This window comes from Amycolatopsis orientalis, from assembly GCF_000943515.2.
In the GTDB taxonomy this organism is placed as follows: Bacteria; Actinomycetota; Actinomycetes; order Mycobacteriales; family Pseudonocardiaceae; genus Amycolatopsis; species Amycolatopsis orientalis.
On sequence record NZ_CP016174.1, the window covers coordinates 1395307 to 1410498 of the forward strand.

15 protein-coding genes are annotated in these 15192 nt (G+C 67.9%); 9 read left to right on the forward strand and 6 right to left on the reverse strand.

What is annotated here, in order from left to right:
• Positions 1-200 precede the first annotated feature (200 nt).
• Entirely contained in the window at positions 201-707 is a 507-nt protein-coding gene (locus SD37_RS06755; protein ID WP_235783506.1) for a hypothetical protein, read from the forward strand.
• A gap of 449 nt (positions 708-1156) precedes the next feature.
• On the opposite strand, the gene SD37_RS06760 is transcribed toward SD37_RS06755, so the two are convergent.
• Together SD37_RS06760 and SD37_RS06765 are read right to left on the reverse strand one after the other, a co-directional pair.
• Positions 1157-1639, reverse strand: a complete 483-nt coding sequence (locus SD37_RS06760) for a GNAT family N-acetyltransferase (RefSeq protein WP_037306622.1) — start codon at positions 1637-1639, stop codon at positions 1157-1159.
• Positions 1639-2232, reverse strand: a complete 594-nt coding sequence (locus SD37_RS06765) for an acid phosphatase (protein WP_044852318.1) — start codon at positions 2230-2232, stop codon at positions 1639-1641. The genes SD37_RS06760 and SD37_RS06765 overlap by 1 nt, the downstream gene beginning before the upstream one ends.
• Before the next feature lie 62 nt (positions 2233-2294).
• Between SD37_RS06765 and SD37_RS06770 the strand changes: the two genes are divergently transcribed.
• The gene (locus SD37_RS06770) at positions 2295-2765 is read left to right on the forward strand and encodes a hotdog fold domain-containing protein (protein ID WP_044852319.1); all 471 of its coding nucleotides are present in this window, start codon (positions 2295-2297) and stop codon (positions 2763-2765) included.
• A 197-nt stretch (positions 2766-2962) separates the two neighbouring features.
• On the opposite strand, the gene SD37_RS06775 is transcribed toward SD37_RS06770, so the two are convergent.
• Positions 2963-3640: a hypothetical protein gene (locus SD37_RS06775; RefSeq protein WP_044852320.1), complete on the reverse strand. Its 678-nt coding sequence runs from the start codon at positions 3638-3640 to the stop codon at positions 2963-2965.
• Positions 3641-3808: 168 nt separating this feature from the next.
• Between SD37_RS06775 and SD37_RS06780 the strand changes: the two genes are divergently transcribed.
• Positions 3809-5416 (forward strand): GMC oxidoreductase, encoded by a 1608-nt coding sequence (locus SD37_RS06780; RefSeq protein ID WP_044852321.1) that lies wholly within the window; start codon positions 3809-3811, stop codon positions 5414-5416.
• Here the strand turns inward: SD37_RS06780 and SD37_RS06785 are convergent.
• The gene (locus SD37_RS06785; RefSeq protein ID WP_044852788.1) at positions 5413-6018 is read right to left on the reverse strand and encodes a dTDP-4-dehydrorhamnose 3,5-epimerase family protein; all 606 of its coding nucleotides are present in this window, start codon (positions 6016-6018) and stop codon (positions 5413-5415) included. The two genes, SD37_RS06780 and SD37_RS06785, sit on opposite strands and share 4 nt — an antisense overlap.
• A gap of 385 nt (positions 6019-6403) precedes the next feature.
• Between SD37_RS06785 and SD37_RS06790 the strand changes: the two genes are divergently transcribed.
• Positions 6404-7579, forward strand: coding sequence for an NAD(P)-dependent malic enzyme (locus tag SD37_RS06790; RefSeq protein ID WP_037306635.1), 1176 nt, complete (start codon positions 6404-6406; stop codon positions 7577-7579).
• Positions 7580-7689: 110 nt separating this feature from the next.
• On the opposite strand, the gene SD37_RS06795 is transcribed toward SD37_RS06790, so the two are convergent.
• Positions 7690-9093, reverse strand: a complete 1404-nt coding sequence (locus tag SD37_RS06795; protein WP_044852322.1) for a bis-aminopropyl spermidine synthase family protein — start codon at positions 9091-9093, stop codon at positions 7690-7692.
• A gap of 91 nt (positions 9094-9184) precedes the next feature.
• Between SD37_RS06795 and SD37_RS06800 the strand changes: the two genes are divergently transcribed.
• From SD37_RS06800 to SD37_RS06815, 4 genes are read left to right on the forward strand one after another with little or no spacing between them, the layout of a single operon-like run.
• Positions 9185-10273 carry an ABC transporter ATP-binding protein gene (locus tag SD37_RS06800; protein ID WP_044852323.1) on the forward strand — a complete coding sequence of 363 codons (1089 nt, stop codon included), beginning with the start codon at positions 9185-9187 and terminating at the stop codon, positions 10271-10273.
• Complete coding sequence (locus SD37_RS06805) at positions 10273-10956, forward strand: ABC transporter permease (protein WP_044852324.1); 684 nt, start codon at positions 10273-10275, stop codon at positions 10954-10956. The genes SD37_RS06800 and SD37_RS06805 overlap by 1 nt, the downstream gene beginning before the upstream one ends.
• Positions 10953-11642, forward strand: coding sequence for an ABC transporter permease (locus SD37_RS06810; protein ID WP_044852325.1), 690 nt, complete (start codon positions 10953-10955; stop codon positions 11640-11642). Before SD37_RS06805 ends, SD37_RS06810 begins: the two co-directional genes overlap by 4 nt.
• Positions 11639-12538 carry an ABC transporter substrate-binding protein gene (locus SD37_RS06815; protein ID WP_044852326.1) on the forward strand — a complete coding sequence of 300 codons (900 nt, stop codon included), beginning with the start codon at positions 11639-11641 and terminating at the stop codon, positions 12536-12538. The genes SD37_RS06810 and SD37_RS06815 overlap by 4 nt, the downstream gene beginning before the upstream one ends.
• 82 nt (positions 12539-12620) lie before the next feature.
• Here SD37_RS06815 and SD37_RS06820 read toward each other — a convergent pair whose 3' ends face one another.
• On the reverse strand, positions 12621-13136 hold the full coding sequence (locus SD37_RS06820; protein ID WP_044852789.1) for a GNAT family N-acetyltransferase: 516 nt from the start codon (positions 13134-13136) through the stop codon (positions 12621-12623).
• Positions 13137-13528: 392 nt separating this feature from the next.
• Between SD37_RS06820 and SD37_RS06825 the strand changes: the two genes are divergently transcribed.
• Positions 13529-15094 (forward strand): S8 family peptidase, encoded by a 1566-nt coding sequence (locus SD37_RS06825; protein WP_044852327.1) that lies wholly within the window; start codon positions 13529-13531, stop codon positions 15092-15094.
• Positions 15095-15192 lie beyond the last annotated feature (98 nt).

Genomic DNA, 15192 nt, shown 5'->3' on the forward strand with positions numbered 1-15192 from the left:
CTGCACCTGGTGACCCTGTGGCGGGCGTCCCTCCTCACTGCCGGGGATGACAGCGCGTCGTGACAAGTGCACCCGGGCCGACCGCCCGCTCATCGACGACGCCTCCAATTCTTCCCACCCGGCGGTCAGGGGAAACCGGCCGTCCGGGTGGCATACGATCGAATGTGCTCACGTACGGTGACCCGCCCTGGTGGAGCTCCGTGTCCGGAAGCCTGGAAGGCTGTTTCGCCGTGTCCATCGCCGACAAGCTCTCGCCCGCGCCCCGCGAAGTCCGCCTCGCCGGGATCATCACCGCGCTGCCGGGGCTCGCCCTGATCGTGTTCGCGGTCCTGCTCCTGGTCAACGGCCAGGCCGGACCGGAGAACCTGGTGGCCGAGGTCGCCTACTACCTCGTTCTCGCCGCCGGGACGCTGGCCTGCGCGGCCGGCCTGGTGCTGGGGAAGACCTGGGCGAGGTCGCCAGGGGTGGTCGTTGCGCTGATCCTGGTCGGCGTCGGCTGGTACGGCGCCGGCCCCTCCGGGCAACCGCTGTGGGGCGTGCCGCTGGGCCTGATCGGCGTCGGCGTCATCGTGCTGCTGTTCCGCCGCCCGTCGCGTGCCTGGGCGCTCGGGCTGCGCGAAGGCGAGACCGAGGAAGAAGCCGCCGAACGCGACGGCGCCGCAGGTCGTGCGGCACGGCGTGAGCGCGAGGAGCAGGACGGCCGCTAGACCTGTGCCGCCGGGCAGTGGACCTGCGGGTCATTGCGTGGGACTCGAGGTCGGCGGTATGGATGTGGTTCCGGCACGCTCGCCTTGGCGACTATTCATCACGGCAGGCCGACGATGAAGGAATTGGGACGGTGAGTGTCCCAATTCCTTCATGGACGCGGGTCACACCCCAGAGCCCCGGCACACCCGGGAGCGGGGAAGGTGAGTCAAGGTCAGGCGCCCGTTTTGGGTAAGGCGCACGGTTTCGTCACGTGACCGCGCCTTCGCCCCATGTGGTCACTCGCTGTGGCTGGCGGCGCGTGAGCATTACCGCTAGTGAGGGGTGTGTGGATATAGGGACGTTGAACGTCCCTATATCCACACACCCCTCACGTCGGTCGCCGTCTTGGGAGCGGCACGGACCAGCAGCTATGCGACTTTGCCGGAATCCGGCGACCGCGCTCAAACGGCTAGACCTGGGCGGCGAGTGCCTTCAAGGGCTCGTCGGTGAGCCTGTCCACGGTCCACTCGTCCATCGGCACCGCGCCGAGGGACTTGTAGAACCCCTGCGCCGGGTTCCAGTTCAGCACCGACCATTCGAGACGGGCGTAACCGCGCTCCACGCAGACCGCCGCGAGGGTGGCCAGCAGTGCCTTGCCGAGGCCGGAGCCGCGCTGTTCGGGGCGGACGTAGAGGTCCTCCAGGTAGATGCCGTGCACCCCGCGCCAGGTGGAGAAGTTGAGGAACCAGAGCGCGTAGCCCACGATTTCGCCGTCGACTTCGGCGACGTGGCCGAACAGTGCCGGGGCCTCGCCGAACAGCGCGGTGCGCAGCTGCTCGGGGGTGAGGTGGCATTCGTCGGGGGCGCGTTCGAACTCGGCGAGGTCGTAGACGAGCCGGACGACGGCGTCGACGTCTTCTTCCTTGATGCGCCGGATGCGCTCGTCGGACACTAATCCTCCGTGGTGGGGAGCAGGTTGAGGTGTTCGATCTGCGGCTCGCCGCGTTCGTCGCCGAGTACCGCGATGCCGGCCGGGTCGAGTCCGAAGTGGACGCCCGCCGTCGACGGCAGCCCGATCCAGCGCGCGACCAGGACACGGCTGAAGTGCCCGTGCCCGACCAGGATCACGTCGCCCTTGCCGAGGGGTTCGCGGACGCGGTCGATCAGCTTGTCCGCGCGGGTGTTGACGTCCTCCGCGCTTTCACCGCCGGGGATCGGATGCGACCAGACCGTCCACCCGGGAACGGTCTCGCGGATCACCGGTGTGGTGATGCCTTCGTAGTCGCCGTAATCCCATTCGGCCAGCTCTTCGGTGACCTCGTCGACGCGCAGCCCGGCCAGCTCGGCCGTCCGGAGCGCGCGGGTGCGGGGGCTGGACAGGACGAGCGCGGGGGCGCCGCCGAGCACCGTGCGCAGGGAACCACCCGCCGCGCGGGCCTGCCCTTCGCCCGCCGTCGTGAGCGGGATGTCGGTGCGTCCGGTGTGCCGCCCGTTGACGGACCACTCGGTCTGACCGTGCCGGAGGAGGAAGAGCCGATGTGCCACGTTGCGAATATAGCCTGCGGTCCGGTTATGCTACCGACGAGTAACATGGTGAGGAGACCGTGATGGCGCAGAACCCGACCTACGCGATGTGGAACCGGCTGGCGGGCAAGCCGGTCGGCAAACAGCTGTTCTCGGCGGCGATGTGCCTGCGTGTGCCGTACTTCCGGACGGTGCTCCCGTCGGTGCGCGAACTGCGTCCCGGCCGGTGCGAGGTGACGTCCCCGAAGTGGTGGGGTGTTTACAACCACATCAAGACCTTTCACGCGATCGCGGCGTGCAACCTCGCCGAGATCGCCATGGGCATGCTCGCCGAGGCGACCGTCCCGACGACGCATCGCTGGCTGCCCAAGGGGATGACGGTCGCCTACGTCGCGAAGGCGGAGACGGGCCTCCGTGCCGTCGCCGAACTGCCGGGGTTGCCGGAATTCGGCGACGAGGGTTTCGAGCTTCCCGTACCGGTGACGATCACGGACACGAACGGGAAGGTCGTCGTGACCGCGACCATCACCATCTGGGTGACCAAGAAGAAGTGAGCACCTTCGCGGATCGGCATGCCAGGATTCCGGAATGGCGATCGAGGTGTTCGAGGACGGTGACGAACTCGCTGAGGAGGTTCCTCGATCGCGTCACCGAACACCTCGCCGACTTGCGTCGTGAGTGGTAAGTGTCGTTCTAACGACACTTGCCACTCACGACCCCAGCGCCGCATTCAGAGGACGAAACGCGGTGGTCAGAGGGCCTTGAACCGCACGTAGGTCGTCTGCTTGAGGGTGTTCGCCCCGCTTGGTGACGGCAGGCCGAGCAGGCGGTCGGCCACCGGCGCCAGCCGTCCGCAACCGGTCGTGCGGGGCAGGGCGAGTTGTGTGTCCACGACGCCGAACTTCACCGTCTTCGGGTTCTGCGAGAGCACCTCGAAGGGCACCGCGGGATCGTCCTTGACGACCGAGTGGAGTGGGGTGTCGAACGTCCCGAGCGTGCATCCCTTGGGCAGCAAGGGATGCCGCAGAACGGCGTACAAGTCGAGTTCGCCGCGGCGTTCGTCGTTCGACTGGAAGTCCGAGTAGCCGCCGTACTTCAGCTGCATGCTCGCGCCGAAAGCGCCATCGATCCTGGCGGGAGCGTGGCGCAGTTCGCCGAACACCTGCGCGTACTTCCCGTCCACTTCACCCTCGGAGAACGTCAGCCGCATCTCCCCGAGCGTGATCTCCCGGTCGCCGACGGTCAGGACTCCTTGGGAGACAAAGGCTTCACAGCGCCAGGTGCCCGGATCGGCGTTGGCCGGCGGGGCGGGGCACGCGGAGAAGTCGAAGTCGGGCAAGGGTGACGGCGTCGCGGAGGCGAGGCCGGGGAAAGCGAAGAGGGCGGCGGCGGACAGTGCGGCCGTGGCCGCTGCGAGAAGACGTCTCATGACCGAAAAGAGTGGTCTGCGCCGCTTGTGGCCACATCGGGGAAAGCCCCCAGGGGATCCCGGAAATCGCCACGTTCGAGTGAACATTAACGGTGTTTACCCAGCTGACGCGAATTGTCTTCGGATTCGGTCTTGAAGGGGCCGGAAGCGGCGGGTGATCATCGGCCCATGTCCCCACTGTCGCGCCGCACGTTCCTTGGGTTCACCGCACTCAACTCCGCCGCCGCTCTCGGGCTCACCACGATTTCCACCGCGCGTGCCGCGCAGCCGGCGCAGGGTTTCGCTCCCGCCGTCGTCATCGGCACCGGATACGGCGCCGCCGTCACCGCGCTCCGCCTCGGCGAGGCCGGGATCCCCACCGTCATGCTCGAAATGGGCAAGCTGTGGGCGAAACCCGGCCCCGACGGCAAGGTCTTCTGCGACATGCTCCAGCCCGACCGGCGGGCCATGTGGTTCAAGAACCGGACGCAGGCCCCGCTCGCGTCCTTTCTCTGGCTCGACCTGGCCAACCGGAACATCGATCGGTACCCCGGTGTCCTCGACAGGGTGAACTACGGCGACATGTCCGTCTACGTGGGCCGCGGGGTCGGCGGCGGTTCGCTGGTCAACGGCGCGATGGCCGTGACGCCGAGGCGGTCGTACTTCGAGGAGATCCTGCCCGCCGTCGACGCGGACGAGATGTACGGGACGTACTTTCCCCGGGCCAACCGGGCCCTCGGGGTGAACGACATCGACCCGCGGTGGTTCGAGACCTGCCGTTCCTACCGCTACGCGAGGGTTTCCCGGAAGGCCGCGGGGCGAGCGGGACTCAAGACGGTGTTCGTGCCCAGTGTCTACGACTTCGAGTACCTGAAACAGGAAGAAGCGGGCACGGTGCCGCGGTCGGCGCTCGCGTCCGAGGTCATCTACGGCAACAACCACGGCAAGCGTTCCCTCGACAAGAGCTATCTCGCGGCCGCGCTCGGCACCGGAAACGTGACCATCAAGACGCTGCACCAGGTCCGCGGGATCACGCGGCAGACCGACGGCACCTACGTGCTGACAGTGCACGAAACCGCGGAGAACGGCACGGTCGTGGCGAGGAAACAGCTCGGCGCGAAGTACCTCTTCCTCGGCGCCGGCAGTCTCGGTTCGACGGAATTGCTCGTCCGGGCGCGGGAAACCGGGACGCTGCCCGAACTGAACGACGAGGTCGGCCGCGGCTGGGGGACCAACGGCAACGTGATGCTGGGCCGCGCCAACCACGCGTGGGACCTCGGCGGCTCACTGCAGTCGGGGATGCCCGCGCTCGGCATCGACGCGTGGGACGACCCGGTCAACCCCGTCTTCGCGGAGGTCGCGCCGGTGCCCGCCGGGATCGAGACGTGGCTGAGCCTGTACCTCGCGATCACGAAGAACCCCGAACGCGGCCACTTCACCTACGACGCCGCCAGTGATTCCGCGCGACTGCGGTGGAGCGCCGCGCAGGGCACACCGTCGATCGACGCGGCGAAGTCGTTGTTCGACAAGGTCAACCGGGCGAACGGCACGATCTACCGGAGTGATCTGTTCGGGGATACGCGGTCGTTCGAGAACCGGTTCACGTATCACCCGTTGGGCGGGCTGGTGCTCGGCAAGGCCACCGACCTGTACGGCCGGGTGAAGGGCTACCGGAATCTCTACGTGACCGACGGATCGCTGATCCCGGGCAGTACCGGGGTGAACCCGTTCGTGACGATCACCGCGCTGGCGGAACGGAACGTGGACCGGGTGCTGCGGGAGGACGTGCTGCCCTAGCCTTCGGCCCGCAGCTTCTCGTAGTACGCGACGCACTCGTCGTAACGGGGGAGCATTCCCTGCTCCAAGGCCTCTTTGAGGCTGGGCGCGTCAGTGTCCTTTTCGGACAGCAGGGGTTCGATGTCGTGCGGCCACGGCAGCGCGAGGTCGGCGTCCATCGGGTTGATGCCGTGCTCGGCCGCCGGGTTGTACGGCTCGGAGCAGAGATAGACCATCACCGTGTCGTCTTCCAGCGCCATGAAGGCGTGGCCGAGGCCTTCGGCGAGGTAGACGGATTTGTACTCGGTGCTGTCGAGCAGCACGGACGTCCATTCGCCGAAGGTGGGCGAGCCGGCACGGAGGTCGACGACGACATCGAGCAGCGAACCGCGGGCGCAGTAAATGTATTTCGCCTGCCCGGGAGGCGTGTCCGCGAAGTGCACGCCGCGGATGGCGCCACGCCGGGAAACGCTGGTGTTGGTCTGCGCCAGGCGAAGCCGATGCCCGACCGTCTTGATGAACGCCTCCTCCTGGAACGGCGCCACGAACCGGCCGCGGTGATCGGGGAAAACCCGAGGGGTGAATTCGAAGCACTCGGGGATGCTGAGGCGCCTGGCTTGCATGACGTCCATGCTAACGAGGGCAGGCGCCGCCTTCCCAAGCCGGACGGACGTCTTGGGAAACCACTCCTGAGCTGCGGAAAGCCGGGCCCGTTTGTGACATCAACCGCACCAGAGGGGCACACTGGTCCGTGGTCCTGTCACAATGATCGGACCGCTGCGTCCGCGGCCGTCGCCACACCCACGGCACCGATGGCCGATTGGACGCTTCGCCGACAGGCCGGCGCTACCGCGCTGGGCTGCCGTGTCGGAGGACGAGTTACCCCAGGTGGGCCGGGCCATGCCCTTCGGCCTGCCCATCTACCAGTTCCCCCGCTCGCAGTCCCAGGAGAATGCAGTGACTTACGCTCGAATCGAGACTCCGCCGTCCTTAGACACGGCGGAAGCAATGACGGGAACCACGATGACCACGCCAGTGACCGACACCGAGATCTTCGAAGGACACGAGGGCGGCAAGCTCTCCGTGGCCGCGACACGCCCGATCTCCTCGCCCCGTGACCTTTCGGTCGCGTACACGCCTGGGGTGGCGAAGGTGAGCCGGGCGATCGCCGAGGACGCGGCCAAGGCGAAGCGGTACACGTGGGCGGACAGGCTGGTCGTGGTGGTCAGCGACGGTACGGCGGTGCTCGGTCTCGGTGACATCGGCGCGAGCGCCTCGCTGCCGGTCATGGAAGGCAAGTCGGTCCTGTTCAAGACCTTCGGCGGGCTCGACTCGATCCCGCTGGTGCTCGACACCACCGACGTCGACGAGATCATCGAAACCCTGGTCCGGCTGCGCCCGTCGTACGGCGCGGTGAACCTGGAGGACATCTCGGCGCCGCGCTGCTTCGAGCTGGAAGACCGGCTCAAGGAGGCCCTCGACTGCCCGGTCATGCACGACGACCAGCACGGTACGGCGATCGTCACGCTGGCCGCGCTGCGCGGGGCGAACCAGGTCCTCGGCAAGGACATCTCCGGTCAGCGCGTGGTCGTCTCGGGAGCGGGCGCGGCGGGTGTGGCCTGCGCCAGGATCCTGCAGAACGCCGGCGTTGCGGACGTCACCGTGCTCGACTCGCGCGGGATCATCCACGAGGGCCGCGAAGGCCTGAACCCGATCAAGCGGAAGCTGGCCGAGACCACGAACACGGCCGGTCTGCGCGGCGGACTCGGTGAGGCGCTGAAGGGCGCCGACGTCTTCCTCGGCCTGTCCGGGGCGACCATCGACGAGACGCTCCTGGCCGGGATGTCCGACGACGCGATCGTGTTCGCACTGTCCAATCCGGATCCCGAGGTTCACCCGGCCGTGGCATCGCGGTACGCCAAGATCGTGGCGACCGGGCGCAGCGACTTCCCGAACCAGATCAACAACGTGCTGGCGTTCCCCGGCGTCTTCCGCGGCGCGCTCGACTCCGGCGCGCGGGCGATCACCGAGAACATGAAGCTGGCCGCGGCCGAGGCGATCTTCTCCGTCGCGCAGGACGATCTCGGCCCGGACCGCATCGTCCCGAGCCCGCTGGACCCGCGGGTCGCGCCCGAGGTGGCCGCTGCGGTCGCGAAGGCCGCCGAGGCCGACGGCGTGGTGTGACCGGCACTTTCGCGGCTTTCAGCGTGTTATGAACGGGACTTTCATTGCAAAATTTGCAATGAAAGTCCCGTTCATAACATCCGGGGTTGCGCTCCCCAGCCGAGCAGAACTCAGTTGAGCAGTTCGGTCAGCCGGTGCCGCGGCAGGTCGATCAGCCGCGCGTCCGTCAGGTCCGACGGGACGTCCAGCGAGACGTTCGCCAGCCGCGCGTGTGCCCGGGTCAGCAGCTCCGACGGATGCTCGACGGCGTCCGCGACGACGACGGCGTGCCGGTTGTCCGGGGTGCTGCGCAGCAGCCGCAGCCGGTACTTCGCCCCGACCAGCCGGTGCAGCGCGCCCTGCGCCTCGGCGTTGGTCAGGTCCGGATGCGAGTTCGGGACCAGCAGCGCCAGCCGTCGCGCGTTGGTGCCCAGCAGGGTCCGCAGGAGCCACGGGCCGGGGTCGGCCGAGAGGTCCATCGCGACCGCGTCGCCCTCCGGCCCGGAGACGGACCAGTCGACCGGCCGTGATTCCAGCGCCAGCCCGCCTTCGGCGGCGATCTCGTGCAGTTTGTCGAGCAGCGACGGCTTGGCCGCCCCGGCGGACTCCACCGACTGCGGCCCGTGCGTGTAGATCGCGGCCTTCCCCTTGCCGCCGCGGTTCTTCTTCGACTTCGCGGTCGGCTGGCAGACGTAGAGGTCCGCCGCGCTCCCGATCGCCTGCGCCCCGAAGTACCGGTTGAAGTCCGGCAGGATCGCTTCGAAGGTCAGCCCGAGTGTCGCGAGCGCCCGCTGCACCTGTGCACCCAGAGCGGGATGTCGCGGGCTGTAACCGTAAGCGAGCAGCAGTCGTCCGTCCGAGGGTTCGGCGAGCGCCTGGACCCCGCGGGCGGCGAACAGGCCCATTCCTTCGGGGGTGTAAGGCGGATCACTGAACACGAGATCCATCCGCCCGGCCACGGTGGGTGGCAGGCCGACCCGCAGATCCGTGTGGAGGGTGCGGATCGATCGCTCGCTGAGTTCGTCGATGTAGGCCAGAACGCGATCGTCGAGGTCGACGACGGTGAGGTCCGCGTCGGGCCGCAGCGTGCGCACGGCCAAGGAGGTGAGGTCGTGGTCGCCGAGGAACAGCAGCTTCGCCGTGCCGAGGTCATACCGCTCGTCCAGCCACAGCGCGCGGTTCAGCACGGTCTCCGGCGTTGCCTGGACGTGGTCGAGCGCGGCCATCGGAGCGGGCACGTTCTCGACGTAGCTGGTGATGGTCTTCAGCAGGTCGGGGTCGGTTTTCCGGTCCCGTACCTCGAAGCGTGCGTACTTCTCGCGGGCAGCGGGGGCCAGCCGGAAGCGGGACTCGACCCGTTCGAGGTCGTCGCCGAGCGCGTTCAGGACGTCTTCGACACTCCGGCGTGGCGCGGTGCTGATCCGGATCAGCTCGCCGAGATCACGCCAATCCGCCCGGAGCAGGGAAATCACCTGATGGAGCGGTCGCACGTGGACACCGTGCGCAGCCAGGACGTCATCGACGGGAGAACTCACGGGCCTCAGCCTAGTGACCCGCTGCTTGAGACACCGTGCCAACAGGCAAGATCTGGGCTACGGTTTTTCGACCAGACATGGGGAGAGACACGTGACTATCGAGTTCCGTGGCGTGACCAAGCGGTATCCGGACGGGACGGTCGCGGTCGACGACCTGAACCTGACCGCCGACGACGGCACCATCACCGTCTTCGTCGGGCCGTCCGGCTGCGGTAAGACGACGTCGCTCCGGATGATCAACCGCATGGTCGAGCCGACCTCGGGCACGGTACTGCTCGACGGCAAGGACGTCAGCGACGGCGACCCGGCCCTGCTGCGCCGCGGCATCGGCTACGTCATCCAGCACGCGGGTCTCTTTCCACATAGGACCGTCCTGGACAACATCGCCACCGTGCCGCTGTTGTCCGGCTGGGACAAGGGCAAGGCCCGCAAACGCGCGGCCGAACTGCTCGAAACCGTCGGCCTGCCCACGGAACTCGGCAAGCGCTACCCCGCGCAGCTGTCCGGCGGCCAGCAGCAGCGCGTCGGTGTCGCCAGGGCGCTCGCGGCGGATTCCCCGGTGCTGCTGATGGACGAGCCGTTCTCCGCCGTCGACCCGATCGTGCGGGAGGAACTGCAGGACGAGCTGCTGCGCCTGCAGTCACAGCTGGGGAAGACGATCGTGTTCGTCACCCACGACATCGACGAGGCCGTGCGGCTCGGCGACAAGATCGCCGTACTCCGCGTGGGCGGTGTGCTCGCCCAGTACGGCACGCCGTCGGACGTGCTGCGCCATCCCGTCGACGACTTCGTCGCGTCGTTCGTGGGCAAGGACCGCGGCTACCGCGGGCTCTCCTTCCTCTCGGCGGACGGCATCGTCGTCGAGGAGGTCGAGCGGGTCGAGGTCGGCAAGCCGGCGCCGGGGCCGTCCGACGAGTGGCTGCTCGCGGTGAACGCCGAGGGCCAGCCGCGCGGCTGGCTCCGCCCTCAGTCCTCTGTGGACGGTGAGTTGACCGAGAGTGACCTCGTCGCGGGCGGATCGCTGTACGTGCAGGGGACCCCGGTCCGCGGCGCGCTCGACGCGGCGCTGTCGTCGCCCGCGAGTCTCGGCGTCGTCGTCGATTCCGGCAACAAGGTCCTCGGTGTGGTCAGAGCCAAGCAGGTCCTCGAGGTGATCGAAGCGCTGCCGCTGGGTTCCTGATGGGCGACTTCTTCGGGGAACTCGGGCGCTATCTCGGCAGCGCCAACAATCGGGCGCAGTTCTTCGGCGATCTGCTCGACCATGTCTATCTTTCGCTGGTGCCGCTGGTACTCGGCCTGCTGATCGCGGTACTGGGCGGCTGGCTCGGCCATCGGTTCCCCGCGGTGCGGTCCGTGCTGCTGGTGGTGTCGAACCTGCTGTACACGATCCCGTCGCTGGCGTTGTTCGTGGTGATCCCGGGCATCATCGGTTCGAAGATCCTCGACAGCGTCAACGTCATCGTCGCGCTCACCGTCTACACCGCCGCCCTGCTGGTACGCCCGGTGCTGGACGCGCTCGACGCCGTCCCGCCGCATGTGGTCGCGGCGGCGACCGCGGTCGGCTACAAACCCGCGCGCCGGTTCCTCACGGTGGAACTGCCGCTTTCCGTGCCGGTGCTCGCCGCCGGGATCCGGGTGGCCTCGGTCAGCAACATCAGCCTGGTCAGCGTCGGCGCGCTGATCGGCACCGGCGGTCTCGGCGTGCTGTTCACCGACGGCTTCCAGCGCGAGTACTTCTCGCCGATCGTCGTCGGCATCGTCGCGACGCTGCTGCTCGCGCTGATCGTCGATCTGGTGCTGGTGCGGCTGCGCGATCTCCTCACACCCTGGGACCGGGTGGCGACCACGGCGGGGGCGAAATGATCGGCGACGTGCTGAACTGGTTCGGCGATCCGGCCCATTGGCAGGGCACGGACGGTGTCCTCACCCGGCTGCTGCAGCATCTCGGCTACACGGTGCTGGCCTTGTGCTTCGCGCTGCTGATCGCGATCCCGCTCGGGCTGTACGTCGGGCACACCGGCCGCGGCGCGGTACTCCTGGTGAGCGGGGGCAACGCGATCCGCGCGCTGCCGACGCTCGGCCTGGTGACCTTCTTGTTCCTGCTCTTCACCGAAAGCGAGATCTCGACGATCATCGGGCTCGTGGTGCTCGCCATCCCGCCGATCCTCGCCGGTACCTACGCGGGCCTGCAGGCGACCGATCACGGCGTGGTCGACGCGGCGCAGGGCATCGGGATGACCGGCTGGCAACGGTTGTGGAAGGTCGAGGTGCCCATCTCGCTGCCGCTGGTGCTCGGCGGTGTGCGGAACTCCATGCTGCAACTGGTGGCGACGGCCGCCGTCGCCGCCTATGTCGGACTCGGTGGACTCGGCCGGTTCCTGCTGGACGGACTGGCCATTTTGGACTATCCGCAGGTGGTCGCGGGCGCGGTGCTGACGACGTTGCTCGCCGTCGCGCTGGATCTCGTCCTGGCGGGCGTCCAGCGCGCGCTGGTACCCAGGGGAGTACGGCTGGCGCAGGCCGCGAGCGGGAAGAAGGCGAAGGTATGAGGCGGACGGTGGCGGCGCTGTTCGCCGGGATCGCTTTGCTGGCAACGGGTTGTGGTAACCCGCTCGCCGGGGGTGCCGAGGGCGGCGCGACCGGCGACATCATCATCGGCGCGTCCGACGTCGGGGAAAGTCTTCTGCTGGCCCAGATCTACGCCGGCGCGCTGCGGAACGCGGGTGCGGAGAACGTGACCGTGCGCCCGCCGGTCGGCAGCCGCGAGGTCGTCGTCAAGGCATTGCAGGACAAGTCGCTTTCGGTGGTTCCGGACTACAGCGGGAACCTGCTGCGGTACTTCGACAAGGAGACGCAGGCGACCACACCGCAGGACGTCTACGCCCAGTTGAAGCGGAAACTGCCGTCCGGATTCGAGATACTCGACCAGGCGCCCGCCGAGGACAAGGATCTTCTGGTGGTGCGCAAGGAACTCGCCGATTCCGGGGTGAGGACGTTCTCCGACCTCGGCCCGCGCTGCCGGGACCTCGTGTTCGGTGGCCCCGGCCAGTGGAGCAGCCGGTGGAAGGAAAAGATCAAGGCCCTCTACGGCTGCGAGTTCGCCGAGATCCGCACGACCGACACCGGCGGTCCGGTCACGGTCGCCGCGCTGAAGTCCGGGGACATCCAGGTCGCCGACCTGTTCAGCACGTCGTCGACGATCGCCGCGAACGGCTTCGTGCCGCTGGTGGACGACAAGAACATGTTCCCCGCGCAGAACATCGTGCCTCTCGTCGCGAAGGGGACGTTGTCACCGAAGGAGGTCGACGCACTGAACCGGGTTTCGGCGGTGCTCACGACCGATCAGCTGACTGAACTGAACGTCCAGTTCAGCCAGGAGAAACGCAACCCGCTCGACGTCGCCGAGGACTTCCTGCGGCGGAACAACCTCCTCGCGCCCTCCTGACCCCTCGCGTTTCGTCCTCTGGATGCGGTACTTGCGCGTGCAACCACCGCATCCAGAGGACGAAACGCGAGGGGGCGGAGGGTCAGAGGCGGTCGAAAGCGGGCGAGTAGCGGAACGTGCCCTGGAGACCGGGATCGTGCGCGCGAAGGGTGCGGACCTGGAAATGCTGCGCCCATTCCGCGACCGGCGGCGTGATCCCGTGCTGTTCGGCGAGGACGAAGCCGAAACGGGAGTAGTAGCGCGGATCGCCGAGCAGGACCACGGCACCGTATCCGAGCGCGTCGGCCGCGCCGAGGACCGCGTGCACGAGCGCCGACCCGATACCGGAGGCGTGGTACTCGGGCAGCACACCGAGCGGGCCGAGACCGACGGCCGACTTCCCGTCCTCGCCGATCCACCCCGGGCTGCAACAGACATGTCCGACGACTTCGCCGTCGCGTTCGGCCACGATGGACAGTGCGGCGATCAAGTCGCCGTCGTCACGCAGCTCGTCGACGAGTTTCGCCTCGACCACCGGGACACTGAGTTTCGCGAACGCGGCCAGGTGGACGGCGTGGATCGCCTCGCGGTCGGCCGGGATTTCCTGTCTGAGCAACATGGGCACGAGCATGCTCCATCCGAAGGTAGGATGGAAATCGATTTCCGCGCGGCGAGGTCGCGACTTTCGTAGGCGGCCATCCGTGTGTACTTCCACGCCGGTGAAACGACCGGTGGGCGGGAAAGCGACCACCAGGTGTGCGGATCCCCAATTCTTCGTGGGCCGTACGGGCGCAAAACGCGACTAAAGGCGGGGGCTGAACGGTGTCCCACCTGCGCTTGAAGCGCGTCCTTTACCCCCGGCATGTCGGTAATGCAAGGTCTTCCTTGGGGTGAAACCGCGACTTAGTCTCAGCCTGCGCTCCTAAGTGGAACGCGCTCCACCTCTGAGTCACCCCAAGATCCGACGGGCCTTTCCACGTCCGTGGGTCGACCCTGCCTGGGAGGAATATCTTGAACAATTCCCTGGGAACCCTGAAGAGACGCCTGCCCGCCTTCGGTGTGGCGGCGGCGGTCGCCGTGCTGACGGCGCTCGGCAGCACCACCGTCGCCTCGGCGGCGGAGGGTTCGATCGTCAACGCCGGCAGCGACAAGGCGATCAAGGACAGCTACATCGTCGTGCTGAAGGACGGCTCGTCGGTCGAAGCCACCGCGAAGAGCGTCACGAACCGCCACGGCGGCACGGTCGAGAAGACCTTCGCCTCGTCGGTTCGCGGCTTCTCCGGCACCTTGACCGAGAAACAGGCGAAGCGGGTCGCAGCCGATCCCGCGGTGGCCTACGTGGAGCAGAACCAGGTCGTCTCGCTTTCGACGGATCAGCTGAACCCGCCGTCGTGGGGCCAGGACCGGGTCGACCAGCAAAGCCTTCCGCTGGACCAGAAGTACAGCTACAGCACCACGGCGTCGAACGTCACCGCGTACGTCATCGACACCGGCATCCTCACCACGCACCCCGACTTCGGCGGGCGCGCGACCCACGGCCGTGACACCGTCGACAACGACAACGACGCCACGGACTGCCAGGGCCACGGCACCCACGTCGCCGGCACCATCGGCGGCACCGCGCACGGTCTGGCCAAGGGCGTCAAGCTCGTCGCCGTCCGCGTGCTGAACTGCTCCGGTTCCGGGACCACCGCGGGTGTCGTCGCCGGTATCGACTGGGTGACCGCGAACGCCGTCAAGCCGGCCGTCGCGAACATGAGCCTCGGTGGCGGCGCTTCGGCGACCCTCGACCAGGCCGTCCAGCGGTCGATCGCGGCGGGTATCACCTACGGTGTCGCCGCCGGTAACGACAACGGCGCCAACGCCTGCAACACCTCGCCCGCCCGTACGCCGGAAGCGATCACGGTCGGCTCGACGACCAGCACCGACGCCCGGTCGAGCTTCTCCAACATCGGCAGCTGCCTCGACATCTTCGCGCCGGGCAGCGGCATCACGTCGGACTGGCTGAACAACGGCACCAACACCATCAGCGGTACCTCGATGGCGACCCCGCACGTCGTCGGCGCGGCGGCCCTGTACGCCTCCGCCAACCCGTCGGCCACGCCGCAGCAGGTCCGCGACGCACTGGTCAACAACGGCACCAAGGGCAAGGTGACCGACGCGGGCACCGGTTCGCCGAACGTGCTGCTCTACACCGGCACCGGTGGTGGCCCCGGCCCCGAGCCGACGCCCTGCGGCACGCAGACCAACGACACCGATGTCTCCATTCCCGACGCCGGTGCCGCGGTCACCAGCACGGTGAACGTCGCCAACTGCGCCCGCAACGCTTCGGGCACCACCAAGGTCGCGGTGAACATCGTCCACACCTACGTCGGTGACCTGGTCATCGACCTGGTCGCGCCGGACGGCACCTCGTACCGCCTGAAGGGTTCGAGCAACGACTCGTCCGACAACATCAACACCACGTACACCGTCAACGCCTCGGCCGAGGCCGCGAACGGAGCCTGGAAGCTGAAGGTGCAGGACGTGTACCGGGTCGACACCGGCTACATCAACAGCTGGTCGCTGACCGTCTGATCCATCCCTGGAGTACGTGAAGGCCCCCTTCCTCCTGCTGGGAAGGGGGCCTTCCCGTCTCCGGAGGGTGATTCGGCCCCCAGTTGCCCCGTTCGTCC